This window comes from Mesorhizobium sp. EU05-FHT14A09 (genome assembly GCF_058790995.1).
In genome coordinates this window covers 172190-194890 of record NZ_JBYTDF010000008.1, presented here as the reverse complement: position 1 = coordinate 194890, position 22701 = coordinate 172190, and the positions used below count along the sequence as shown (strand labels likewise).

Genomic DNA, 22701 nt, shown 5'->3' with positions numbered 1-22701 from the left:
GGGGGATGGCATGAAACGCTGCATGTTCGTCGACAAGTCGAGTGTGATCCGCAAGGTCGCCAAACGCATCCTCGGCAGCGAAAGCATGCTGGTCATAGAGGCCGCTGCAGGCCGGGAAGCAGTCGAACTCTGTTCCGCTGAAATGCCAGATATCATCGTTTTCGATGTGTCGATGCCGGACATGCAACTTCCGGAGTTCATCGGCCACATCCGTTCGCTGGGTGGCCCGGTGGTTCCACAGATCGTTGCCCTTCTCGTGGAACTCGATCTCGGCACCATCATGCGCGCAAAACGCGCCGGTGCGCATGGCTACCTGCTGAAGCCGTTCAACCGCGAACAGCTGCTGGATCGCTTCCGCGCGTTGCAGGCGAGCAGCGCGACGGCGCGCACGCGCCAGTCGGCGCCAACAAAAAACCCGGCGCAGGCCGGGTCTCTTGATGTTCGGCTCTAAGCGCGGTCAGGCGCTTTCGCGGATCTCTTCCGGCTCGCGCAGCACGTAACCGCGGCCCCAGACCGTCTCGATGTAGTTCTGGCCGCCGGAGGCCGCGTCAAGCTTCTTGCGCAGCTTGCAGATGAAGACGTCGATGATCTTCAGCTCCGGCTCGTCCATGCCGCCATAGAGGTGATTGAGGAACATTTCCTTGGTCAGGGTTGTGCCCTTGCGCAGGGAGAGCAGCTCCAGCATCTGATATTCCTTGCCGGTCAGATGCACACGCTGGCCGCTGACTTCGACGGTCTTGGCGTCGAGGTTCACGATCAATTCGCCGGTTGCGATGACCGACTGGGCATGACCCTTCGAGCGGCGCACGATGGCGTGAATGCGGGCGACCAGCTCATCCTTGTGGAATGGCTTGGTCATATAGTCGTCGGCGCCGAAGCCGAGACCGCGCACCTTATCCTCGATGCCAGCCATGCCGGACAGGATCAGGATCGGTGTCTTGACCTTGGACAGGCGCAGCGTGCGCAGCACCTCGTAGCCCGACATATCCGGGAGGTTCAGATCCAGCAGAATGATGTCGTAATCGTAGAGCTTGCCGAGATCGACGCCTTCTTCACCGAGATCGGTGGTGTAGACGTTGAAACTTTCGGACTTGAGCATCAGCTCGATGCTCTGAGCAGTTGCACTGTCGTCTTCTATCAGCAGAACGCGCATTTTATTCCCCTTTCTGCTGCCGAACCTGACCCGTCCGGGACCGGAGCAGTGATTGCCTGAGCCGAAGCTGCCACTGAATGGTTAACAAATCCTAATTTCGCGTTCAAAGCGATACCAGAAATTTTAACCTCTTTCCACACACACTTGAATCCAAAGGCGATTCATCGCGTCAAATTCTGATTCGGCACATTAAGAAAATGCCGTAACCGACTCAACGGACTCATCTCTTACGTCCTGCACCCAGGCCGAAATTTTTACCCGGCCTTAAGCCCTGACCCGTATGATTAACAATGCCCGTAAACGAATGGTTACCGTTCGGAAAAAATCTTAGGACTTTGTTTTCCATAGAGTTCCGAAAATCGGGGGGAAGCCGGTCGATACGGGAGCTTCGCAAGGCCAGCGGAGCGATAGTGCGTGTGTGCGTTGGCAGGAGTACCGAATCATGAAGTCACGCGAGAACCTCGTTCGACTGAAGCAATTTCAGGTGAATGAGAAACGCCGGCAGCTTCTGCAGCTGGACATGATGATCGCCGAATTCGAGCGCATGGCTGGAGAGCTGGAATTCCAGATCACCGCCGAGGAAAAGAAAGCCGGCATTACCGACATCAATCACTTCGCCTATCCGACCTTCGCCAAGGCCGCGCGGCTGCGGCGCGACAATCTGAGGAACTCGCAGTCGGACCTCGCCCAGCAGCGCAGCGCCGCCGAAGCATTGCTCAACGAAGCCGAGGCAGAATTGGCCAAGGCGGAGATGCTGGAATCACGTGATTCGCGGGTACGCGAGCCGGAAACCGGTGGCCGCAGCGCGATGATCGGCTAATCGCGCTCGGTCGCCCTGTTACAACATTTAGGAATTCAGGATCGGTCTCCGCAGCCTGACGATGACACGTCAGCGGACGGAGGCCTGCACGGCATTTTCTTCCGCCGCGAGGCGCGCGCTCCTGATGTCGGGCACATGCACTTCCGACCATGAGCGAATCTGGTCGAGCAGACCGGCGAGATCATGTCCCAAAGCGGTCAGTTCATACTCCACCCGCGGTGGAATGACCGGGAAGATCTCACGCTGAACCAAGCCATCGCGCTCCAGCGTCCGCAACGTCTGGGTCAGCATCTTGGGCGTAATGCCCTCCATCTTCCGCGCCAGCTCGCCATGACGCATGCGGCCGCGCCGCAGTGCGCCGACCGTCAGATAGACCCATTTGCTCGACAGCATCTCCAGAACGGCGTGCGACGGACAGGTCCGCCGGAACGCGTCATAGCCATAGGGTTCGCAATCGTCACTATACATGGGGTACCTATATATCAAAATGGTACGTACTGGACAATGGATAGACACTATCTTTTGTATAGCGTCGTTCAAACAGGAGATATCCATGCGTGCCATCGTCCAGACCAGCGTCGGCGGACCTGAAGTATTGACCATCGCCAACCGCCCTGCCCCCGAGCCGGCCAAGGGGGAGGTGTTGGTGCGGGTTCATGCAGCAGGCATCAACCCCGTCGATACGGCCGTGCGCAGCGGCGCCTATCCGCTGCTCGGCGAACCGCCCTTTACCGTTGGCTGGGATATTTCCGGCGTCGTTGAGAAACTTGGCCCGGACACGGATGGTTTCGCGGTGAGAGACGAAGTCTTCGGCATGCCGCGGTTCCCCGGGGAAGCGGCGGCCTATGCCGAGCTCGTGACAGCGCCCGTCAACGAACTCGTCTTGAAACCCAAGCGGATCGACCACATCCACGCCGGTGCCTTGCCTCTCGCTGGCCTGACGGCATGGCAGGGACTGGTTGGAGCAGCTCAGGTCGGGTCCGGCCAGCGTGTTCTTGTCCAGGCCGCGGCAGGCGGAGTCGGGCATCTGGCCGTCCAGATCGCCAAGGCGCGCGGCGCTTATGTCGTGGCGACGGCAAGTACCTCCAAGCTCGACTTTGTTCGCAGCCTGGGCGCCGACGAAGTGATCGACTACACGGCGACGCCGTTTTCCGACGTCGTATCGGACATCGATATCGTTCTCGAGCCGATCGGCGGCGAAAACGCGGAACAGGCGCTCAAGGTCTTGAAGGACGGCGGCACGCTGGTTTCATTGCTCGGCATTTCCGACACGGCCAAGGCGGAAGCCGCGTCGCGTGGTATCCGCCACGCCCACATTTCCGTTGTCCCGGATCACGCGGGTCTGGTTGAACTGGCCAAGCTCATCGACGCGGGCAAGCTGGCAGTTCATGTCGCCAGGGCATTCCCACTGGAGGAAGCCGGCGCGGCGCATGCATTTCTGGCGACAAGGCCCTCCGGCAAGGTCGCGCTCAAGATATGATATCGAGAGAGCAGAGCGTTTCCGACTTTCTCGGAAACGCTGAAACGCTCTAAGTATTTGTTATCACGCAATTCCGGACGGAAACCGCTACGCACTTTTCCTGGAATGGCTTTAAACGAAAAAGGCGCGGAATCCGCGCCTTTTTCGTCCAGAAACCAGATCCGTCAGTGCCGGTATTGCTGAATGCGCGTCGTGCGCAGCCCGGCCAGGCCATATTCGTCAATGGAAGCTTGCCAGGAAAGAAACTCTTCCGTCGTGAGCTTGTAGCGCTGACAGGCTTCGTCGAGGCTGAGCAATCCGCCCCGCACCGCAGCAACCACTTCCGCCTTGCGCCGAATGACCCAACGGCGGGTGTTCGTCGGCGGCAGATCGGCAATCGTAAGAGGGCTGCCGTCAGGCCCTATGACATATTTGACTCGCGGTCTAACCAGATCGGTCATCGTACTCTCTACTGAAAACTCACAGAACCAATCCCTGCCACAGTACCGCCACAGCTTTAAAAATTGCCTAAGCGGTCGCTCATGGATAAGTAATGTTCGTGAACGTCACGTTAGGCTTTCCGCAAGCTTTTGAGACAATTGCCCAGCACTTGCGCCAGACGCCCCGGATCGTGCCGGACATCTGCATCCGACGGGGCCGGACGCCTGGTCAAAAGCGGGAAATCAAAGGGCCGGCTGACATGTCTGCTTGTGCTGGCGCCTGCGTGACCTATGCCCTATATAGTCGGGGCCGTTTGTTTGCGGCCTGAATTCGGAACTGACATGATGAACAGCCTGGACCTTCCCGGACGCCCAGAAGACACACGCGTTGTCGTTGCCATGTCTGGTGGCGTCGATTCCTCCGTCGTCGCCGGCCTCCTCAAACGGGAAGGCTATGACGTCGTCGGCGTGACCCTGCAGCTTTATGATCATGGCGCGGCCACACATCGCGCCGGTTCCTGCTGCGCGGGCCAGGATATCGAGGACGCGCGCCGAGTTTCGGAAACGCTCGGCATCCCTCACTATGTGCTCGACTACGAAGAGCGCTTCCGCAAGGCGGTGATCAATCCGTTTGCCGAGAGCTATGTCGCCGGCGAGACACCGATCCCCTGCGTATCGTGCAACCAGACCGTCAAGTTCGCCGACCTTCTGGCAACCGCCCAGGATCTCGGCGCCGATGCCCTTGCGACCGGCCACTACATCCGCTCGAGGGCCAATGGCGCCCATCGCGCCCTTTATCGGCCGGTCGATGCCGATCGCGACCAGAGCTACTTCCTGTTCGCCACCACGCAGGCGCAGATCGACTACCTGCGTTTCCCGCTCGGCGGCCTGCCGAAGCCCGAGGTGCGGGCGATGGCCGAACAGATGGGCCTTGTCGTTGCCGCCAAGCAGGACAGCCAGGACATCTGCTTCGTGCCGCAGGGCAAGTATTCGGACGTCATCGCCAAGCTGAAGCCGACGGCTGCCAATCCCGGCGACATCGTGCACATCGACGGCCGCGTTCTCGGCCGACATGACGGAATCCTGCGCTACACCATCGGCCAGCGCCGTGGCATTGGCGTCGCTTCCGGCGAACCGCTTTATGTCGTGCATCTCGACGCCGACCGTTCGAGGGTCATCGTCGGTCCGCGCGAAGCGCTCGAAACGCACAAGATTTATCTGCGGTCCATGAACTGGCTGGGCGACGACGCCCTTGCCGAGATTCCGTCCGGCGGACTTGAACTGTTCGCCAAGGTGCGTTCCACGCGGCCGCCGCGGCCTGCCGTCCTGCATCATCGCGACGGTAGCACCTGGGTCGAACTGGTGGATGGCGAGTCCGGCATCGCACCGGGTCAGGCCTGTGTGCTCTATTCCGATGATGGAAATGAGGCGCGCGTCTTCGGCGGCGGCTTCATCGAACGGTCGGAGCGCGGCGCCGAGGCTGAGGCCATGCTGAACCGTTTGGCCGGCAAGCCTTCGTCCATCGCAGCAGAGTAATACCAACTCTCATTTTTCAGATGACATCGTGGCGCGCGACAGCGCGCTATGCCCGTAGGGCGAAAACTCTTTGTTTTCAGCCGCCGATACGGCCGTGAGTGACCGTACCCGCGGTCAGGATGCGCAGCACCCGGATCGCCTCTTCGCCATCCGTGCGCGGCTCGGCACGCGTCTCGATGCACTGAAGGAAGTGCTGCAGTTCACGCGTCAGCGGCATTCCCTGCTCGACCTCGATATAGGTCGGCTCGTTGCTGGTGGCGGCCCATTGACCGCTGTCCTGCCATACGGCGTGATGATAAACCGCGAGCTTTCTTTCCCAAGGCTCGACGTCGTCGAAAACCGCCATCGCCCTGGCGCCGACCACGGTCAGGCGGCGCTCACGATAGGGATTGAGCCGCGAAGCAAAGAGGTGGCTTCTCAGATTGTTCGGGAAGCGCATGTGCAGATGCGCGAAATCGCTGAGATGGTCGAGCAGCGCCGCCCCCTCGCCGCGCACTTCCAGCGGCTCGGTGCCGGTAAGGGCCAGGATCATCGACAGGTCGTGCGGCGCCAGATCCCACAACGCATCATTCTCGGTGTGGAATTTGCCAAGGCCGAGACGGTGCGAATGGATGTAGCGGATTTCGCCGAGTTCGCCGGCATCGACCAATGCCTTCAGTTTCTCGAAGGCCGGATGAAAGCGCAGCACATGGCCGACCATGAAGACGCGCTGCGTGTCCTTTGCCGCCTGAACAGCGCGCTCGGCATCGGGAACGGTCAGCGCGATCGGCTTTTCGACCAGAACATCCTTGCCGTTCTCGACGGCCCGGATCGAAAGATCCGCGTGGAACTGTGGCGGCAGCGCCATGACGATGGCGTCGACATCGTCGCGTTCGAAAAGCTCGTCCGGCCGGATGGCGAGGCAATCCTGTTCGCTGGCAAATCCCTCGGCGCGCGCGAAATTGGCGTCTGAAACCGCATGGAGCGCACCAAGCCCCTTCAGCGTCCGGATGTGGTTGCTGCCCCAGTACCCGCATCCGAGGACTGCAATACGCGGTTTCATCAAATCAGGAACTCAAACATTTCGCGCGAAAATCGTCGGTTGAGACATAGCGGCGCCCTTCGCCGAACTCAACCCCATCGCCTCCCCCTGCGGGATCGGCTGCTGACCGATGCACCGCTTTTCGATGAGCCGGCACAACGAGGTTCCCTGGCATGGCCGGACCAGGAGCCGTCACAGCAGACATAAGCACCTCGGATCGCATCCAATACGGCCTGCATTGTCGTCGCCAAAACGCTCCGATCCGGCGGAACCAGCTTGCATGCTTATTTCTCCGGTCCCGGCCGCTTCTCGTGCTTGACAGGATTACCACTGCCCCCTTATATCCGCGCGACTTTGGCGCTGACCTGATGACCCGCTTTGAAGAGTGGTTGATCGCACGGCGCCGACCCGATGGCGGGGTAGCTCAGTTGGTTAGAGCACGGGAATCATAATCCTGGGGTCGGGGGTTCAAGTCCCTCTCCCGCTACCATCACTCCTTGACGCGAATATCCGCATGCTGGGCAGTGCAGGATATCTTTGCGACTGCTCTTGCCTCTGGAAGCGCGAAACCGCTTCAAGCACTAGATGCAGTCCCACGCGCGTGGGCTTCAGAGGTCGTTGAAGACCTTGCTCAGGAACCGCGATCCGGCCAGACCAAACCGCCATGGCTTGTCGACGGCCTTGGATATTCCGATCCGAGCCCCGAAGACGACCGGACTTTGAGTTTGAGACGGTGTGAGCAAGAACCTCTGCCCCGCCAGAGACATTCCGTTGAAGGACCCGTCGACGCCCAGGGCCATCGCGAGGCGGCCCGGCCCAGAACAAAGCAATCGGTGGTCCGACAAGCCGCGGCGCTCAACCATACGATCCAAGCCATCAACGGGTTCAAGCGCTCTGATCAGCACAGCGCTTGCGCGTTGGCATACGAAATTCAGGCACCAATGCAGACCATAGGAACGGTAGACGTAAATGCGGCCGGGAGGCCCGAACATGACTGCGTTCCGCGGCGTTTCTCCAATGAAGCTGTGAGAGGCCGGGTCATCCGGAGAATAGGCTTCGGTCTCCACGATCACCCCACCCACACCATCAACGTAGAACTCGAAGCCAATGAGTTCGGCGGCGACCTGCTGAGATGCACGATCCCAGAATCTGACGAAATCATCAGGCATCAGAGAAACAGCTTTGATGTCTGAGGACATGTGATCTGCTCGAACGTGCATTGGCGAGGGACTTGTCAGGCCTCCAGCTTAGCAGCCTTGTGTCGTGGCGGAACCCTTTCCACAAAGAAGCCGCTAGGTTTGATCCGCAGCATCGCGGCTCCTCGAGAATAGATCCCTTGATTGGCTGGCAGCGCTCCCTCTCGCCGCCAAACCTGTATCCGAATTTTGGCCACGGGCTCCGCCGTCACGGGCTCCGCCGTCAGCTGATAGCGGCGGAGCCTTGAAGCTGCTTGCGACCCAAGCCGCCTTTCCCTGGTGCGATCAACCTTTAAAATGTGGAGCGGACCAGACCGGCATAAACTCCGCCGAGGCCAAGCAACGTCTCGTGATTGCCACGCTCCACGACGCGGCCTTTGCTCAGGACGATGATCTGATCCGCATGCCGCACAGTGGAGAGACGATGGGCGATGGTGATGGTGGTGCGGTCCTTGGCAAGGCTCTCAAGTGCAAGCGACATCGCGCGCTCAGTGGCGGTGTCGAGTGCACTGGTCGCTTCATCGAGCAGCAGGACACGAGGGTTGCGTAAAATCGTCCGAGCCAGGGCGAGCCGCTGTTTTTCCCCACCTGAGAAGCGATAGCCGCGTTCGCCGACCATCGTGGCATAGCCATCAGGCAATGCCATCAGCATGTCGTGCAATTGGGCAGCCTTGGCGGCGGCAATCAGGTCGCTCTCGGAAGCTTCCGGCTTGGCGAAACGAAGGTTCTCGGCAACGGTCGCGTGGAACAGGTAAGGGTCCTGGGTGACCACTCCGAGCATGTCCGTGAGGGTCTCGAAGCTCAGGTTCCGCACGTCGATACCGTCGTAGCTGATCGCGCCGTCGTCCACGTCGTAAAGCCGCGCCAAAAGATAGCCCAGCGTCGTCTTGCCTGATCCGGTGGAGCCGACGATGGCTACGTGGGATCCAGCCGGTATGTCGATCGTCACCCCTGAAACCGTCGGCGACTCCGACTTGTCGTAGGCAAAGGTGACATTCTGGAAACGCACCGCGCCACGCATCTGATCGCGCACAAGCACGACAGGATCGGCTCGCTCGTTGATCTCCACGGGACGATCGAGATAGTCGAAGATACGCGCGAACAGGGCTCGTGTCGTCTTTATCTGAACCCCGGATTGCAGGACTTCTTCCAGAGGCCACAGGATCTGTTCCTGCAGGGCGATCATGGCGACCAGCGTGCCGATCGTCACCGCGGCACCCTGCCCCATCAGCCAGCCGCCAAGCAGCAGGGTCAAGGCCGGCAATGCGCGCAGCACCAGGTCGATCACCGAGAATTCCCATTGCCCGGCCGTGTGCGAGCGCACTTCCAGCGCCGCGACACTTTCCGATGTGCGAATGAAGCGACGGGTCAGATGATGGGTACGACCCATCGTGCGCGCCAGGATGATGCCGGAGATCGATAGCGATTCCTGCACGGCCGAGGACATATCGGCAATGCGAAGTTGCTGCTCGTAGGTGATCTTCTCGCGCAACCGCCCCACGCGATGGCTGATCCAGATCGCCAGCGGCAGCACCAGGAAAGAAAACAGCGCCAGTCGCCATTCCAACAGCAGCATGGCGATCATGGTCACCACGACGGTGCTGACATTGCGCGTCAGATCGCTCGCGGTATGGGTGACAAGAGCCTGCAGACCGCCGATATCGCTTGCAATACGCGACTGCACTTCGCCGGTCCGCGTCTTGGTGAAGAAACCGAGGGAGAGCGACTGCAGATGCGCGTATACCCTGACCCTGAGGTCATGCATGATCGCCTGGCCGACCTGTGATGTGACCAACGCCTGCAGCACGGCGATCGCGGCTTCGAGACAGGCAAGCGCGATCAACCCTCCAGCCAGCACTGCCAGCAGGTGAAGATCGCCGGTGGGCAATGCATTGTCGATGATACCCCGCAATAGGAACGGCGAGCCGACTCCGGCAACAGCCGCCAGCAGGATGAGCACGAGCACCGTCGCAACACGACCGCGATATGGCTTGAACAGGCCGAGCACGCGGCGCGCCGACACATGCGTGTCAGCCAATTCGTCGTAGTCGAGATCATCAATCTCGTCGTCGATTTGTGCCATCTCAACCTGTCCTGCCCAGATCGTGAGTCTGCTTGGCTATGACGCAAACAAGAACGACAACTGCGAGGTAGATGGCGTGCGCGTCAGTCATAGGGGATGCAAAGCGGGCATCAACGTAAGCCGGTAGATCGCTGTCGCATTCGGACTATCTCAGACTATGCGGTACAGCGCGTGGCGGCTGCTCACGTTGATGGTTGTTTATCAGCATGGAGAATAGGACACCGAAACCGGCTGCGGTTACGCAGACGACAAGCACACGCAATATGAACATCGATGTCCTCATGTAGAGCACATAAATCAGCGTGTTCGTCCAGTCTGCGTGAAAGACGCGTGAAGATCCCGTGGAGAGGCTTTATGTCGTTTATCTATCCTGACACTGCATAGACGAGCCTCGTGGTCCTGTTTTGATGGCGAAGGAGAAGTCAAACAAGCCCTTGACCGAAGCAACTGAGGCAGCAAGGAAACGATCAATCGAATTGCGCCAATGAATGAACTCAATATTCGTTCGTCCCCAGCCAACCCACATAACCCGCCAGACCATCCCTTAAGGTATGAAGCGGAGCATATCCGAGCTCCCGGATTGCGACTGACTGGCTCCACGGCCCATGGCGGTCGAGATCGAAATGGCCCGGACCGATCGAGATCAGCGCATCCGGCAGGAGCTTTCGCAGCAGGTCTGCGGCTTGGCTCAGCGTCCATGCCCCGTCACCGAAAATATTGAAAACCGAACTCTTCACGGTTTCAGCCGTCGCGGCCAGAATGGTCGCGCGTGCCACGTCCTCCATATGGATGAAGTGGTAAAGGTGATCAGCGCCCTTCTCTGCAACGAACGGCTCGCCGCGAAGCACCGTCTTGATAATGTCGCGCAGGATTTGCGGCATGCGATTGCCAGGGCCATAAACTTCCGTGAAACGGAGCGAGATCGTCTGCAGCCCGTAGAGACCGTTGTAAACGCGTCCGAAGTGCTCGACTGCCAGTTTGGTGACACCATAAGGTGTCGTCGGCATCGTGGCTGAGCTTTCGTCCACCGGGGCAGGATGGTTGCCATAGACGGCTTCGGAAGAGAAGTTCACCAGCCGCTTGATGCCAGCAAGCCGCATCGCCTCCATGACATTGACCGTGCCGTCGATATTGGCAACGACGGTGGTCATCGGCAGCTCGATCGAGAGGTCCGGGTGGGATAGCGCCGCTGTATGGATGATGCGATCGACCTCATATTTCTCGATCGTGCGGACCAGGCGCGGGACGTCATAGAGCTCGCCTTGCACGGAAGTGACGAAATCGGTCGACTGCTCGGAATAGTCGCGATTGTAGCTGATCACCTTGATGTTCTGCGTGGCGAGCTGCCGGACAATGGCGCGGCCGGTGTAGCCGAGGCCACCCGTAACGAGAATCGAGGGCATGTCTGATTGCGATCCTTCGAGGTATGAGTTCTGCGCGAACAGTTCGCAGGGAACTGGAGATCCCGGGTTACTGAGAATGGTGAGCCATCATGCGTCCTGGTTCAGGCGGGCTCCCACCATCCGAGCAAGACGTCCCCTGGTCTATTCGTCGAAGACGATCATGCTGTCCGACTGCCAGGATAGGGTGACAAACTCCCCAATCTCGATACCCGCAAGATCGGCATCGCCACCGAGGTTGACATCGATTTCGCGCCCGCCCTCATCGATGAAGGACAATTTCGTGAATGATCCCTGGAATGACTTGTCGACGGCTCTCGCTTTAACCGAGATGCCCCGGGTATCCGGTGAACCGCCTCTCGAAGGCGTCATGTTTTCGGGCCGCACCATTATGGTGATATCGCCATTGGGTCCGGGGTCGTGAAAGACTGCGTCTTGGGTTAACGCGATGACGCCATTGTCTCTACGGCACCTGAAAACATTGGCTTCACCGACAAACGTCGCTACGAACGAGGTTTTCGGCCTGTGGTAAATCTCGTGGGGTGAGGCGAATTGTTCGACCCGTCCCTTGTTCATCACGGCAACTTTGTTGGCCAGTGAGAAGGCCTCGCCCTGATCGTGTGTGACAAAGACGAAGGTACCACCGATCTCCTGGTGGATGGCACGGAGTTCGCTCTGCATCTGCTGGCGCAGCTTCAAGTCGAGGGCTGCGAGGCTTTCATCCAGCAAGAGGACTTTCGGACGCATGGCCAAGGCTCGCGCCAGGGCCACGCGCTGCTGTTGGCCACCTGAAAGCTCGCGAATGTTGCGCCCGGCAAATTCGGTCATTCTGACCAATCCCAGGTTCAGGTCGACGATCCGCTCGATTTCAGATTTCGGCCTGCCGGCGATCTTGAGACCGTAGCCGATGTTCTGCCGGACCGACATATGCGGGAACAAGCCGTATCCCTGGAAAACGGTGTTTGTCGGCCTTTGCGCCGGCCCCTGTCTGGTGACATCGACGCCATCGATCTCGATCACGCCCTCGTCAGGCTGCAGGAAACCGCCGATCATGCGCAGCAACGTGGTTTTCCCGCATCCTGAAGGGCCCAGGATCGCAACGAAATCTCCCGGAAAAATCTCCAGGTTGATGTTGTCGACGGCTTGATAGCCACCGAATGCCTTGCGAATACCCCGCATCGATACGATTGGCTGCTCTCCGGCCCCTTTGCCGCGCTCTCGGTCGGCGGCTGGGCTTTGGACCTTCAAAGGGGTAACAGGCATGTTCATATGATGTACCACCCTTGGATGAATCATCGGCTGTCGCCGAAGGCTTCGCTCAGAGCGCCAGCCAGCGATTGAACATACTCGTCGTAGAAGATCTTTCCCTTTTCCGCGTTGGCCCCTTTGGCGGTATTGAGCACGCCGGACGCGGGTACCAAACTCTCGTCGTAGGGCCATAGATCGAACTTGGGCAACGCGGCAGGTGCGTGGTCCTCGAGGCGGTCCATCTTCACCAGTTCAGGGTGACAGTGCAGCATGATGGATGTCTCCATGATGCCGGCATGCTCGAGCGACCAGTCCGGAAAACTCTCGCCGAAAACCTTGTCGATCGTGTGCTTCGAGAGGAATTCCCAGTAGCCGACATTCATGAGTTTGGGCTGCCTCATCCCAAGCATCTTCAACTCGCGCAATGCCAGGTCGCAAGCTTCGGTCACAAACCACTGGTTTTCCATGTGACCGACGACGAACGCCACCTTGCTTACGTTGTGTCTGGCGAGTTCGCGGACGATATCCTTGATCTGAGCCATCAACGTGGAAGCATCGAGACTGGTCGTGCCGCAGAAATGCTGCCCGCCGCCGCAACGCGGCACCGATTTGGACCCGTATGTCAGGGTCGGCGCGACCAGGGCGCCGGCGTGCTGCGCCGCCGCACGGGCGATCGCCTCCGGAATGAGGCAGTCCGTGGCCAGTGGCAGGTGAGGCCCATGTTGCTCGATGGATCCCACCGGTATCAAGATGGCCGGGTCGCGGCTATCGATGGCGTGAGCATAGTCTGTCCAGCTCATGCGGCTCATTTCGACTTCGGCAGTCATGTTCGCTCCTTTTTTCAGTGGGCGGTCGCGCCGCCGTCGACCGGCAGGATCACGCCGGTCACGAAAGATGCGGCGCTGGACGTCAGAAACTGGACCGCGGCGGCGATTTCCTCGACCTTGCCGACGCGCCCAAGCAGCGTGGTTGCGGCTTCCTTTTTCAGTTGTCCCGCCCTGTCGCCGGTACCGTCCAGGAACGCCTCCAGCATGGGGGTAAGGATCGGCCCGGGGCATACACAATTGACGCGGATACCGTCCCGCGCGTGATCGACCGCCAGCGCACGGGTCAGTTGCACGACACCGCCCTTGCTTGCGGAATAAGCAGCCATCGCTGGCACGCCGACCATCCCTTGTTCCGAGGCGATCGTGACGATCGAACCGCCACCGGTCTGTGTCATCACGGGAATGGCTGCGCGACAGCACAGAAAAGTGCCCCTGAGATTGACGGAGAGGACATCGTCCAGATCGCGCAGCGGCGTTTCGGGCGCGGTGCCGGCCCTGGCGATGCCGGCAGCAGTAACCAGCGCGTCAATTCCTCCAAGCCGCTCCGCCGCGGACTTCATGGCCTCGGCAATCCCGCCGTCGTCCGAAACGTCCGCCTGCAGGAAGGTGGTCTCCTGGCCGAATCCGAGATCGGTCAACCCACCTTGCCGGGGCACGGTCCGATCGATGAGCACCTGCGAGGCGCCGGCAGCGGCGAAGAAGCGCGCGGCAGCCAGGCCTATTCCCGAAAGACCGCCGGTTATGACGGCGCGTCGTCCGGCCATGGATCCGAAAGTTTGCGGCATGTTCGAATTGCCCCTGGATATCATGGTCAATCAGGATTTCTGGTGAGGCGCAGGGCGATCACGCCGAGCAGCAATGTGAAGACAACCACAATGAGCGCGCACGCATTCATTCGGGGATCTATGCCCTTGCGCATCATTCCCCAGAGCAATGTCGGCAAGGTGTTTTCGCCACCGATGGTGAAGAAGGTTATGATGAAATCATCCAGTGAAAGCGCCATGACGATGAGGGCCGCACCCAGAACTGTCGGCCGGATCATTGGAAAAGTGACATCTATGAATGTGCGCCATGTAGAAGCGCCGAGGTCTCGGGCACTGTCGACTGCCGCCCAATCAAATCCGGACAGCCGGCTGACGACGATCAGGATGACAATCGGCTGTAATGTGACGACCTGGGCGATGATCGTCGCGTGAAGGCCAAGTCGAAGCCCCAAGCCTGAGAAATACGAGAGAAAGGCGATCCCAAGTACCAGTGGCGGCACCATCAGGGGAAGCGCGAGTATCGAAACATAGGTGCCGGAGAAGCGCGGTTTGCCGATTGACAGTCCAAAGGCAGCCAGAGTGCCGATCATTGTCGATGCGATGCCGACACTTGCTGAAATCAGCAGGCTGTTGGTCAACGACCCCAGGAAACCCTGCGTTTCGGCCAGCCGCAGAAACCACTTGAAGGTAAGGCCCTCGAGCGGCAGGCGAAGCAAAGGTGAGCTGCTGAACGCAAAGAAGACAAGCACCAGCAAAGGCAGGATCATGAACGTGCCGACAATCAACGCGGCAACCCACAGCAGGCGATGGTTCATGGCCGCGCTCCCAGGCGAAGGAGACGGGCGCCACCGAGCCCGATCAGGAGAAGAATGATCGCCGAGCCGGCAATGACCGTGAAAGCCAGTGCCGACCCCATCGGCGCGTTGACGCGAAAACCGAACTGGTCCTGAATGAACACCCCGATCATGCTCGATGAGGTTCCGCCCAGCAATCGCGGCGCGATCGCGTCCCCTGATACGAACAAGAGTGTCATCGCGAACGCCGAGAAGAGCCCCGTCGCGCATTGCGGCAGGATGATATCCCTGAGTATCCTGCCATCGGATGCGCCGAGGTCGCGGGCTGCGGCGATCGGTAGATCTTCGATCGCGCGAAGCGAGCCGTAGATCGGCAGGATCGCCAGCGGCAGCGTGTAGTGCGTCAGGGCAAGAATGACGGCGAAGTTGTTGTAAAGCAGTGCCGTGATCGGCGACTGGATCAACCCCAGTTCGATCAGGCCGGTATTGAGGATGCCGTTTTCACCGAGGATTGTGCGCCACGCATAGAGCTTGGCGAGATAACCGCCAAACAGCGTGATCATGGCGATTGCAAGAAGCCAGCCGCCCTTGGAACCTCCGATGAAACGGCATGCCGAGGCATAGATGAAACCAACCACCGTCACGATCGTCGCGACCGTGACAGCGAGAGAAAGAGTTGATGCCAGGGGCGCGGAATATTGCTGGATAACCCTGACATAATTGCTCGTCGTCGGATCGAATACGACCTGAAACGACCGCACTTGAAGGAAACTCAGGACGAAAAAATACACGAGCGGAACAACGAAGAAGATCGCATTTGCTCCGAGCGAAGGCGACAGGAGGCCAACTGACCTCGGCAATCGAAATCCGGCCATGAAATTTCCCCATCAAGAGCGCGAAGAAGCGCGTGGCGCGTGTTGGCTATGCGGCTCTAGGCCCGCAGGAATTCTTCCCAACCGGACAAGACGTCATCGAGCGTCACGAAGTCGCCGTCCTTTTCCACCGGCCACAGTGGCGGCATGCCGTCGCCTCTCGCCGCCCAGAAACCGGCGACATCCTGGTAGGGATAAAGCGAGCGCGGCTTGGCATCGAGCAGGGGCAGCGCCTTCTCGACGGTCACGGCCGTCATGTTCTTGTTGGCCGCGTTAGCCTGGGCCTCTGGCGACAGCGATTGATTGAGCAGCTTGTAAGCCGTCGCCTTGTGCGGCGCATCCTTGATCAAGGCCATGTTGTCGATGAAGGAGAAGGAACCTTCTACCGGAAATGACCATTTGAGCGCCGGTGCCTTCTCCCCGGCCCAAACCGACACCGGTTCCCAGGCAGGCGCGATGACGATTTCCCCGGAAGCGAATTGGGCCGCCAGGTCGCCAAAGCTCGGAGCGATCGAGCGGGCCTGCTCCTTCTTGATTTTGGTCAGCGTGGCGTAAACGTCGGCAAGCGCTTCCTTGGTGATGCGTGTCGCTGCCCGGGTTTTGGCGACCGCCATGGTGAACGGGATGACGAGATGAGACATCTCGGCCGTCAGCCCGACTTTTCCCTTGAACTCCGGCTTCAGCATGTCGAGCCAGGAGGTTGGCGCCTCCTTGACGACATCAGCATTGTACATCAGCACCACATTGCCCCAGGCGAAGGGCAGGCAAAACTGCTGTCCATCCATCTTCGCCGCCGGCATCGCCTGGAAAGGTGCGAACAGGTTTGAGAAATTTGGGATTTGCGCCAGGTCCAATGGCTCGAACAAACCAAGCTGAGCCATGAACGGCCCATAGAGCAGATCTGGCGTGACCAGGTCCATGTTGCCGATGCCCCCGTTCTTGGCATTGGCTATGATCTCATTGTTGTCGGTCATGTAGGTTGATTTGACCGCGATATCGTTGGCGGCGAAGAAACCCTTGGCGTCCAGCGCCGTGTCATAATCCTGCCAGCCGAAGAAGTTCACCGTCTCGGCGGCCATTGCTGACCGCTGCCCGAGACCGGTTCCGAACATCAAGGCGCCCGCACCGGCGAGATGCAGGAAATCGCGACGTGTCGTCAGGCCGAATGACCTGAATTGTGCGAGCCCCGACCGGCTCGACACCGCCAGGCCGGCTTTCCTGAGCTTTTCGAATTCCTGCGACATGACCACCTCCCGTTGGCGTGTTGCGACTTGACGAAGCGGCTTTGAAGTTTCAAAGCTACAAATTATGAATGCGTTCATTTTATTTCTGAAGCCATTCATTTTTTGAGTCAAGGAAATTGTGCGCGCTATTTTCGACAGGTCGAGACAAGCGCGCCGCTGAACCGGACCGACAACGAGGCGACAGGGAATGGTTGGAATTCGTGAGACGAAGAAGGCGGACAACAATCGCCGCATCCTGGAGGCGGCCACCAGGTTCTTCCTCGGCGTGGGCTATGACAACGCGCGGATCGAAGACATTGCCGACAGCGCCAACATCGCTGTAGGCACGTTTTACAACTACTACAAAAACAAGGGCGACATCCTGCTCGCCATGGTTTCCATGCAGGTCGAGGAAGTTCTGGCCGCCGGTCAGCAGGTGGTCGAACACCCGCCCCTTTCTGTTGAACTGGCGTTGAGCACCCTGATCGATCGCTACTTCAGCCTGTCGCTGGTCTACTTCAACAAGGAAATGTGGCGCACTGCCGTGGCCACTTCGATTCAGCGCCCGGAGACCCCTTTCAGCCAACGCTATACGGAACTCGACAAGCGTATATCCCAGCAGGTTTCCACCCTCGTCCGGCGCCTGCAATCGAAGGGATTTGTGCGACCGGAGATTGATGTCGAAGCCGTTGGCGAAATGATTTTCAACAATCTGAACATGATGTTCACCGAATTCGCGCGCGATGACTCCATGAGCGTCGAAGAACTCAAGCGGCGGGTGATCTGGCAACACACACCGCTCGCCACGCTGATCAGCGTTCCCGACCAGTTTCCAGCAGATGCTGACCTGCAACTTCGCGGTGCCGACCATGGGGACGGAACCTAAAGCGGACCCGCGATACGGGGCAGACGCAGGTAGCGGGTCCGCTGCGTGTTGATGATGATCGCATCGGGCAGCGTTCTGACCGCACAGAGCCAGGATGGGACGGTATGTCCTGCACCCATGACCGCCTCCGCGTCAGTGGCCGTCGCGGAGCGCGCAAGCAGAAGGTTCGGCGCAATGGGGTGCAGAAGACTGTCTCGATCCTCAATCGTGGAAGATCGCCTTCCAGCGATATCTCAGCGGAGACGCCAAGCGAGGCGTCGCGTACCACCCGACGATATCACGGTTGATTGCCAGGTCCGCGTTGCGGATGCGGCAATAAAGTCTCCTGCGCCCCAGTCGTATCGCGTCGATATCGCCATCGGAAGGCGCGCTGCTCCCGGCTCAGGCTGGATTGCTCGATGGCCACAGGGTCACGACGCATTGGCATTCGTCGGCTGTCTGCGTCGCACGCGCCCTAGATCTTGAGGTGCGCGAGAATACGCGCGCGCGCCCCGCTGTCCATTTCGCTGGAGTCATCGATACGGCCGAGTTTCAACACGGCCCAGCGATTGGCGACGGCAAGCACCAGGTCGAGATTCTGTTCGACCATCAATACGGTGGTGTTGTTTGCCCTGCATTCCTCGGCGAGCACGCGTCCGATCCGCTCGACCACAGAGGGCTGGAGCCCCTCCGATATCTCGTCGATCAACAGAAGCTTCGGCTGGAGCATCAGGGCGCGGCCGAGGATCAGCATCTTCTGCTCTCCGCCTGAGAGTGTTCCGGCCTTCTGGTTCACCCTGTCCCGGAGAAAAGGAAAGTGCTCGCACACCCGCTCGATCCCCTGCTTCAACTCCTTGTCCGAGTGCAGGGCCAGACGAAGATTGTCGCGGATGGTCAGGTCCTGGAACAGCGCGTGTTCCTGTGGGGCATAGGCGATACCCGCAGCAATCAATGACGCAGGTGACGCGCCGGCTATGGGTTGCCCATCGAGATCGATCCTGCCTGATCGCATCGCCACGAAGCCGAGGATCGTCTTCAGCAGCGTCGTCTTACCCATGCCGTTCTTGCCCATCAGGGCAAATATCTGACCGTGCGGGATCGTCATCGACAAAGTGTCGATGATGTTGATGGCGCCGTAGCCGCTACAGACCTCGGTCAGAGACAGTTTCGGAACGGGCGCGGTTGTTTCAGTCATGTGCGCCTCCTGAATAGATTGATTTCACGAGTTCCGAATTGACGACATCCTGCACGGTCCCATCGAGCACGAGCTGGCCCTGATGGAGCACCACGATGCGGCTCGATATGTCCCGGACAAAGTCGAGGTCGTGTTCGACCAGAATGGCTGCCAGTCCCAACTCGCCTGTCAATTTCTTCAGGATCGTCCCGATGGTCATCCGTTCCGTCTTGGTCAAGCCTGCCGTCGGCTCGTCGAGCAGGATCAATTGCGGCTCCAGCGCCACGACCATCGTCAGTTCAAGGCTTTGTTTCAGGCCATGCGACAGTGAGGAAACCGGCCGATCCAGCATTCCGTCGAGCGCCGTCAGCTTCAGGATTTCTACTGCGGCCGAAGGCAAATCCAGTTCCTGTGAACTGTGCAGAAGGCTCGGGCGGTGCCGTGCCGAGCGAGCCATGCGCAGGCACTCGGCGACAGTCAGGCTGTCAAACACGCTTGCGACCTGGAATTTGCGACCAACCCCCAGGGCCACGATGGCATTCGGGGCGAGATCCGCAATGTCGGCGCCACGCACGCACACCGAGCCGCTGATCGTTTCAGTGCCATCGGACAGGCAACGCATCAGTGTCGTCTTGCCTGCTCCGTTAGGCCCGACCAGGCTGACCAATTCGCCGGGCTGCACCGTCAGGTTGATGCCTTGCAGGACGCTCAGGCTGCCGTAGGATTTTCCCAGATCGCGGATCGTCAGAAGCGGCGGCTTGTCGGCGATCTCTTGTGGCGCCTGCCGGGCGTGCGCCGCGCGCAGGGAGCCTCCTCCTGCCCGGCCGTCCTTGCCGCGCGGCAGGATTTTTCCCACCAGGCCGGCGAGGCCGTTCGGTAGCAGGATGATCATCGCCACGAAGAGGGCGCCGACGACAAGCTTCCAGAGGAACGGCAACTGCCCCGAAAGGCTCGCTGAGAGATAGTCGATCCCGATGGTGCCGAGCACCGGACCCAGGATGGTGCCTCGACCGCCGAGGGCCGTCCAGATGACCAGTTCCGTGCCGAATACGAAACCAGTGTTTTCGGGTGCAACGACACCCGAAGCGTTGGCGAAGAGAAAGCCCGCCAAACCCGTCACGCCAGCGAGAACAGCGGTAAGGGCGATCTTGATGCGGCTGGCATTGAGGCCAAGATAGGCGCAGCGTGCCTCGTTGTCGCGGATCGCGACAAGCACCTTGCCGGCATCCGAACGAACGAAAATCCAGGCGGCGGCGGCAACGATGAGAAGACAGATGCCCGTAAGCCGGAAGTATCCCGCCAGACTGAGTGGCAGGGTGGGATAGCCTACCAGTCCGCTGCTGGATCCCGTCCACTGCCCTCCGGAGAACGCAACCTGCGTGACGACGATAGGCAGAACGAGAGAGATCACGGTGGCGTAAAGCGGCGTGGTTCCGTAGCCAAAAGAAAGCCACCCCACCACGCCCCCCAGGGCAAGTGGAACCAGTATCGCCAGGACGAAAGCCAGCAGCATCAGCTCGGGACTGCTGCCCAGATGGGTCAGAACCATGGCGGTCGCATAAGCACCGATGCCGAAGAATGCGGCCTGACCGAATGTCAGCACACCCGCGTACCCCCATAGAAGATCGACGGTCACTGCAAGCATGGCATAGATCATCGAGCGGCTGAGCACATTGAGGGCAAAGCGGTCGAGAAATGCCGGGCCGAATGCGATCATGAGCAGCGACGCGACGACGAGCGCCCCGAGCAGCCAGGTTCGGATATTGGGCAATCTGGATTCAGGCACGAGCGAATCCTTTCGGGCTGATACGCAGCACGAGCGCGCAAAGCACGGCGACCGTGATGCCGCCGAGGACCGGGCTGACGAATGTGCTGACCAGCGTCTGCGCTCCGCCGAAAACCAGGCACGCCACCGCCAGGGCACCAAATGAGGAGCCGGCCACCATGACCAGCATGAAGGCGCCGATGAGCCAGGCCAGCCCCATGTCGGGGTCTACGCTGGTTAGCGGGGTCAGGAGCACTCCAGCGAGCGCAGTCAGCCCGGTGCCGATCATGAAGGTGGTCAGCCGCACTTTCGCCGTGTCGATGCCCAGCGCGCGTGCCAGCGTCTCGTTCATGATGACGGCGCGGGCAGAGAGGCCAAGACGGGTTCCCTCAAGCAGGACTGCGAAACCAAGGCCGACCATCAAGGCCGCCAGGACCATGAAGAGCCGATAGAACGAGTAGTCGACACCAAACACTTGGATCGTTCCCGAGAGCAGGTTCGGCGTGAATTGCACGTCCCGGCCAAACCAGAGCGTGATCAATTGACCGACGACGATACCGAGACCCCAGGTGGCGAGGATGGCATCGAGCGGCCGCCGGTAGAGTGGCCGCACCACAAGCACTTCTGTGATGCCGCCGAGAGCGGAACCGACGACGAATGCGATCGGCAGCGCCAACCACGGATTGAGGCCCATTCCCGTGGTGGCGACTGCACAGTAACCGCCAACGGTCAGCCAGGCGCCGTGGGCAAAATTGATGATCTTGAGCACGCCAAATATGGCCAGAAGTCCGGCCGCGACGACAAACAGAATGGCTGCGGTCGTGATAACGTCGAGCAGAATGGTCATGATCTCTCCCAGTGTCGAAAGGAGCGGGCCTAGCCGCCCCTTTCGATCGGATCGATGTCAGAGATTGGGACACTGGGTACCAGGATCGACATCCGGGAATGTCTCGACCACTTTTACCGACCCGTCCTCCTGGACCTGACCGAGATACATCGTCAGCGGTGCGTGATGCTGCTTGTTCATCGAAACCGTCCCGCGCGGACCGGCAAAGGAAACTTCGCCCAGGGCCGAAAGAACGGCGGAAGTATCGGTGGAGCCCGCTTTTTCGACAGCAGCCTTGTAGAGATAGACGCCTTCGTATTGCGGCACGGAAAGGTCATTGGGCGTGCGCAGTTCACCGCTGAACTTCTTTTGCATGGCCTCGAGGAACTTCTTGTTGGCCAGGCTGTCGATGGAAGTCACGTAGGACGCTGCGATGTAGATGCCCGCCGCGTCAGGTCCCATGCTCTTGGCCGTTCCCTCGTCCACGGCGAGATTGCCGTAAGGCAACTTCACGCCAGCGCCTCGCAGCTGCTTGGTGAGCGTGACGTTGGGAGCGCCTCCCGCGGTCGATGTGATCAGGGCATCGGCACCGGAACTCTTCAGCTTGGAAATGATGGCCGTCCAGTCGGTACCTTCGATGGGCAGATATTCCTCACCCACGACCTGCGCGCCTGCCTTCTCAAGATATGTCCGGGCGAACTCGAGCATGCCTCGGCCAAAGGCATAGTCGCTGCCCACCAGGAAGAACTTCTTGGCGCCCTCCTTCTTGACGAAATAGTCGACGACGGGTGGCACCTGCTGTTCAGGCACCCAGCCGTTCACATAGAGGTTGGGGCTGCAGGAGCGTCCTTCGTAGAAGGACGTGTAGATGAAGGGCACTTCGCCTTTTGCAACGATGGGCAAACCGGCATTGCGGGCCGCGCTGGTTTCCATCGAGATGATGGCGTTGACCTCCTTCTGGAACACCAGCGAGTCGAATGCCTTCTGCGCGCCTGCCGCACCGGAGGCATCGTCGGCGATTTCAAGCTGGAGCTTGCGCCCGAGCACGCCGCCGGCCGCATTGATCTCTTCGACCGCCAGCTCAGCCGATTGCACCACCGACGGCGCAACCACGCTGTTGGCGCCGGAGAGGCCGACCGGCACGCCGATCTTGATCGGCTCCTCCGCCCATGCCGCAGTCGCCAGCAACGCGCAGGCCATCGCGAAAAGCAGCTTTCTTGTTGTTCTATCCATGT

At 59.9% G+C, this 22701-nt stretch carries 23 protein-coding genes and 1 tRNA gene; 6 read left to right on the top strand and 18 right to left on the bottom strand.

Annotated elements, in window-relative coordinates:
* Positions 1 to 10: 10 nt before the first annotated feature.
* Positions 11 to 451 (top strand): response regulator, encoded by a 441-nt coding sequence (locus AC3WTO_RS23905; RefSeq protein WP_492463301.1) that lies wholly within the window; start codon positions 11 to 13, stop codon positions 449 to 451.
* Positions 452 to 457: 6 nt separating this feature from the next.
* Here AC3WTO_RS23905 and ctrA read toward each other — a convergent pair whose 3' ends face one another.
* Positions 458 to 1153 (bottom strand): response regulator transcription factor CtrA, encoded by a 696-nt coding sequence (gene ctrA / locus AC3WTO_RS23900; protein ID WP_054311454.1) that lies wholly within the window; start codon positions 1151 to 1153, stop codon positions 458 to 460.
* Between the two features lie 442 nt (positions 1154 to 1595).
* On the opposite strand from ctrA, the gene AC3WTO_RS23895 reads away from it, so the two are divergent.
* A complete protein-coding gene (locus AC3WTO_RS23895) occupies positions 1596 to 1973 on the top strand; it encodes a flagellar export protein FliJ (RefSeq protein WP_492463302.1) in 378 nt (125 codons plus the stop codon).
* A gap of 69 nt (positions 1974 to 2042) precedes the next feature.
* On the opposite strand, the gene AC3WTO_RS23890 is transcribed toward AC3WTO_RS23895, so the two are convergent.
* Entirely contained in the window at positions 2043 to 2441 is a 399-nt protein-coding gene (locus AC3WTO_RS23890; RefSeq protein ID WP_492463303.1) for a winged helix-turn-helix transcriptional regulator, read from the bottom strand.
* Positions 2442 to 2526: 85 nt separating this feature from the next.
* On the opposite strand from AC3WTO_RS23890, the gene AC3WTO_RS23885 reads away from it, so the two are divergent.
* Entirely contained in the window at positions 2527 to 3453 is a 927-nt protein-coding gene (locus tag AC3WTO_RS23885; RefSeq protein ID WP_492463304.1) for an NADP-dependent oxidoreductase, read from the top strand.
* A 164-nt stretch (positions 3454 to 3617) separates the two neighbouring features.
* On the opposite strand, the gene sciP is transcribed toward AC3WTO_RS23885, so the two are convergent.
* A complete protein-coding gene (gene sciP, locus AC3WTO_RS23880) occupies positions 3618 to 3893 on the bottom strand; it encodes a CtrA inhibitor SciP (protein ID WP_013529904.1) in 276 nt (91 codons plus the stop codon).
* Positions 3894 to 4217: 324 nt separating this feature from the next.
* On the opposite strand from sciP, the gene mnmA reads away from it, so the two are divergent.
* Positions 4218 to 5408 (top strand): tRNA 2-thiouridine(34) synthase MnmA, encoded by a 1191-nt coding sequence (gene mnmA, locus AC3WTO_RS23875; RefSeq protein ID WP_492463470.1) that lies wholly within the window; start codon positions 4218 to 4220, stop codon positions 5406 to 5408.
* 76 nt (positions 5409 to 5484) lie between these two features.
* Here the strand turns inward: mnmA and AC3WTO_RS23870 are convergent, their stop codons facing one another.
* On the bottom strand, positions 5485 to 6450 hold the full coding sequence (locus AC3WTO_RS23870) for a Gfo/Idh/MocA family protein (protein WP_492463305.1): 966 nt from the start codon (positions 6448 to 6450) through the stop codon (positions 5485 to 5487).
* A 392-nt stretch (positions 6451 to 6842) separates the two neighbouring features.
* Between AC3WTO_RS23870 and AC3WTO_RS23865 the strand changes: the two genes are divergently transcribed.
* Positions 6843 to 6919 (top strand) — tRNA-Met (locus AC3WTO_RS23865).
* 118 nt (positions 6920 to 7037) lie between these two features.
* Here the strand turns inward: AC3WTO_RS23865 and AC3WTO_RS23860 are convergent.
* The 9 genes from AC3WTO_RS23860 to AC3WTO_RS23820 all read right to left on the bottom strand — a co-directional run bounded on the left by AC3WTO_RS23860 (position 7038) and on the right by AC3WTO_RS23820 (position 16857).
* Complete coding sequence (locus AC3WTO_RS23860; protein WP_492463306.1) at positions 7038 to 7628, bottom strand: DNA-3-methyladenine glycosylase; 591 nt, start codon at positions 7626 to 7628, stop codon at positions 7038 to 7040.
* A 289-nt stretch (positions 7629 to 7917) separates the two neighbouring features.
* Positions 7918 to 9708, bottom strand: coding sequence for an ABC transporter ATP-binding protein (locus tag AC3WTO_RS23855; protein WP_492463307.1), 1791 nt, complete (start codon positions 9706 to 9708; stop codon positions 7918 to 7920).
* A gap of 494 nt (positions 9709 to 10202) precedes the next feature.
* Positions 10203 to 11111: an NAD-dependent epimerase/dehydratase family protein gene (locus tag AC3WTO_RS23850; RefSeq protein WP_492463308.1), complete on the bottom strand. Its 909-nt coding sequence runs from the start codon at positions 11109 to 11111 to the stop codon at positions 10203 to 10205.
* Between the two features lie 141 nt (positions 11112 to 11252).
* Positions 11253 to 12377 carry an ABC transporter ATP-binding protein gene (locus AC3WTO_RS23845; protein ID WP_492463309.1) on the bottom strand — a complete coding sequence of 375 codons (1125 nt, stop codon included), beginning with the start codon at positions 12375 to 12377 and terminating at the stop codon, positions 11253 to 11255.
* 23 nt (positions 12378 to 12400) lie between these two features.
* Entirely contained in the window at positions 12401 to 13183 is a 783-nt protein-coding gene (locus tag AC3WTO_RS23840; RefSeq protein WP_492463310.1) for a creatininase, read from the bottom strand.
* A 14-nt stretch (positions 13184 to 13197) separates the two neighbouring features.
* Positions 13198 to 13947, bottom strand: coding sequence for an SDR family NAD(P)-dependent oxidoreductase (locus tag AC3WTO_RS23835; RefSeq protein ID WP_492463311.1), 750 nt, complete (start codon positions 13945 to 13947; stop codon positions 13198 to 13200).
* 47 nt (positions 13948 to 13994) lie between these two features.
* The gene (locus AC3WTO_RS23830; RefSeq protein WP_492463312.1) at positions 13995 to 14762 is read right to left on the bottom strand and encodes an ABC transporter permease; all 768 of its coding nucleotides are present in this window, start codon (positions 14760 to 14762) and stop codon (positions 13995 to 13997) included.
* Positions 14759 to 15502 carry an ABC transporter permease gene (locus AC3WTO_RS23825; RefSeq protein ID WP_492463313.1) on the bottom strand — a complete coding sequence of 248 codons (744 nt, stop codon included), beginning with the start codon at positions 15500 to 15502 and terminating at the stop codon, positions 14759 to 14761. Before AC3WTO_RS23825 ends, AC3WTO_RS23830 begins: the two co-directional genes overlap by 4 nt.
* Positions 15503 to 15672: 170 nt before the next feature.
* Positions 15673 to 16857, bottom strand: a complete 1185-nt coding sequence (locus AC3WTO_RS23820) for an ABC transporter substrate-binding protein (protein WP_492463314.1) — start codon at positions 16855 to 16857, stop codon at positions 15673 to 15675.
* Positions 16858 to 17044: 187 nt separating this feature from the next.
* Here AC3WTO_RS23820 and AC3WTO_RS23815 point away from each other — a divergent pair, with 187 nt between their 5' ends.
* Positions 17045 to 17722, top strand: coding sequence for a TetR/AcrR family transcriptional regulator (locus AC3WTO_RS23815; RefSeq protein ID WP_492463315.1), 678 nt, complete (start codon positions 17045 to 17047; stop codon positions 17720 to 17722).
* Here AC3WTO_RS23815 and AC3WTO_RS23810 read toward each other — a convergent pair.
* The 5 genes from AC3WTO_RS23810 to AC3WTO_RS23790 form a co-directional block, all read right to left on the bottom strand.
* Positions 17719 to 17841, bottom strand: a complete 123-nt coding sequence (locus AC3WTO_RS23810) for a hypothetical protein (RefSeq protein WP_492463316.1) — start codon at positions 17839 to 17841, stop codon at positions 17719 to 17721. The two genes, AC3WTO_RS23815 and AC3WTO_RS23810, sit on opposite strands and share 4 nt — an antisense overlap.
* Before the next feature lie 335 nt (positions 17842 to 18176).
* Entirely contained in the window at positions 18177 to 18896 is a 720-nt protein-coding gene (locus AC3WTO_RS23805; protein ID WP_492463317.1) for an ABC transporter ATP-binding protein, read from the bottom strand.
* Positions 18889 to 20592 carry a branched-chain amino acid ABC transporter ATP-binding protein/permease gene (locus tag AC3WTO_RS23800; protein WP_492463471.1) on the bottom strand — a complete coding sequence of 568 codons (1704 nt, stop codon included), beginning with the start codon at positions 20590 to 20592 and terminating at the stop codon, positions 18889 to 18891. The genes AC3WTO_RS23805 and AC3WTO_RS23800 overlap by 8 nt, the downstream gene beginning before the upstream one ends.
* 61 nt (positions 20593 to 20653) lie before the next feature.
* Positions 20654 to 21487: a branched-chain amino acid ABC transporter permease gene (locus AC3WTO_RS23795; protein WP_492463318.1), complete on the bottom strand. Its 834-nt coding sequence runs from the start codon at positions 21485 to 21487 to the stop codon at positions 20654 to 20656.
* A 57-nt stretch (positions 21488 to 21544) separates the two neighbouring features.
* Complete coding sequence (locus tag AC3WTO_RS23790; RefSeq protein WP_492463319.1) at positions 21545 to 22699, bottom strand: substrate-binding protein; 1155 nt, start codon at positions 22697 to 22699, stop codon at positions 21545 to 21547.
* Positions 22700 to 22701: the final 2 nt, after the last annotated feature.

Coding starts and splice junctions, on each gene's coding strand:
- ctrA (WP_054311454.1), bottom strand. CDS start 1,153: ATGCGCGTTCTGCTGATAGAAGACGACAGTGCAACTGCTCAGAGCATC.
- AC3WTO_RS23795 (WP_492463318.1), bottom strand. CDS start 21,487: ATGACCATTCTGCTCGACGTTATCACGACCGCAGCCATTCTGTTTGTC.
- AC3WTO_RS23870 (WP_492463305.1), bottom strand. CDS start 6,450: ATGAAACCGCGTATTGCAGTCCTCGGATGCGGGTACTGGGGCAGCAAC.
- AC3WTO_RS23845 (WP_492463309.1), bottom strand. CDS start 12,377: ATGAACATGCCTGTTACCCCTTTGAAGGTCCAAAGCCCAGCCGCCGAC.
- mnmA (WP_492463470.1), top strand. CDS start 4,218: ATGAACAGCCTGGACCTTCCCGGACGCCCAGAAGACACACGCGTTGTC.
- AC3WTO_RS23885 (WP_492463304.1), top strand. CDS start 2,527: ATGCGTGCCATCGTCCAGACCAGCGTCGGCGGACCTGAAGTATTGACC.
- AC3WTO_RS23820 (WP_492463314.1), bottom strand. CDS start 16,857: ATGTCGCAGGAATTCGAAAAGCTCAGGAAAGCCGGCCTGGCGGTGTCG.
- AC3WTO_RS23895 (WP_492463302.1), top strand. CDS start 1,596: ATGAAGTCACGCGAGAACCTCGTTCGACTGAAGCAATTTCAGGTGAAT.
- AC3WTO_RS23860 (WP_492463306.1), bottom strand. CDS start 7,628: ATGTCCTCAGACATCAAAGCTGTTTCTCTGATGCCTGATGATTTCGTC.
- AC3WTO_RS23855 (WP_492463307.1), bottom strand. CDS start 9,708: ATGGCACAAATCGACGACGAGATTGATGATCTCGACTACGACGAATTG.
- AC3WTO_RS23805 (WP_492463317.1), bottom strand. CDS start 18,896: ATGACTGAAACAACCGCGCCCGTTCCGAAACTGTCTCTGACCGAGGTC.
- AC3WTO_RS23850 (WP_492463308.1), bottom strand. CDS start 11,111: ATGCCCTCGATTCTCGTTACGGGTGGCCTCGGCTACACCGGCCGCGCC.
- sciP (WP_013529904.1), bottom strand. CDS start 3,893: ATGACCGATCTGGTTAGACCGCGAGTCAAATATGTCATAGGGCCTGAC.
- AC3WTO_RS23800 (WP_492463471.1), bottom strand. CDS start 20,592: ATGATCGCATTCGGCCCGGCATTTCTCGACCGCTTTGCCCTCAATGTG.
- AC3WTO_RS23905 (WP_492463301.1), top strand. CDS start 11: ATGAAACGCTGCATGTTCGTCGACAAGTCGAGTGTGATCCGCAAGGTC.
- AC3WTO_RS23815 (WP_492463315.1), top strand. CDS start 17,045: ATGGTTGGAATTCGTGAGACGAAGAAGGCGGACAACAATCGCCGCATC.
- AC3WTO_RS23835 (WP_492463311.1), bottom strand. CDS start 13,947: ATGGCCGGACGACGCGCCGTCATAACCGGCGGTCTTTCGGGAATAGGC.
- AC3WTO_RS23840 (WP_492463310.1), bottom strand. CDS start 13,183: ATGACTGCCGAAGTCGAAATGAGCCGCATGAGCTGGACAGACTATGCT.
- AC3WTO_RS23890 (WP_492463303.1), bottom strand. CDS start 2,441: ATGTATAGTGACGATTGCGAACCCTATGGCTATGACGCGTTCCGGCGG.
- AC3WTO_RS23810 (WP_492463316.1), bottom strand. CDS start 17,841: ATGGGTGCAGGACATACCGTCCCATCCTGGCTCTGTGCGGTCAGAACG.
- AC3WTO_RS23790 (WP_492463319.1), bottom strand. CDS start 22,699: ATGGATAGAACAACAAGAAAGCTGCTTTTCGCGATGGCCTGCGCGTTG.
- AC3WTO_RS23830 (WP_492463312.1), bottom strand. CDS start 14,762: ATGAACCATCGCCTGCTGTGGGTTGCCGCGTTGATTGTCGGCACGTTC.